The following is a 204-nucleotide window of genomic DNA, read 5'->3' as shown; positions in this document are numbered from 1 at the left end:
TAGCTCAGTTGGTAGAGCAGTTGACTTTTAATCAATTGGTCGATGGTTCAAATCCATCATAACCCACCATTCTATGAAAGTTTTAATCGGCGGATTTACGCAGCTTTCTACAAAGCAGATTTATATTAGAGCGGGTCATTAGCTCAGTTGGTAGAGCAGTTGACTTTTAATCAATTGGTCGATGGTTCAAATCCATCATGACCC

At 39.7% G+C, this 204-nt stretch carries 1 tRNA gene; it reads left to right on the top strand.

Features of this window, described 5'->3' with window-relative positions:
• The first annotated feature begins 132 nt into the window (after positions 1 to 132).
• A tRNA-Lys gene (locus tag AAEY68_RS21885) sits at positions 133 to 204 on the top strand.

Origin of the sequence: Pseudoalteromonas sp. RB2-MNA-CIBAN-0110, assembly GCF_040309305.1 — a bacterium.
GTDB lineage: Bacteria > Pseudomonadota > Gammaproteobacteria > Enterobacterales > Alteromonadaceae > Pseudoalteromonas > Pseudoalteromonas arctica.
Note: the sequence above shows the minus strand (reverse complement) of the source record. Positions and strands in the feature narration are given on the sequence as shown.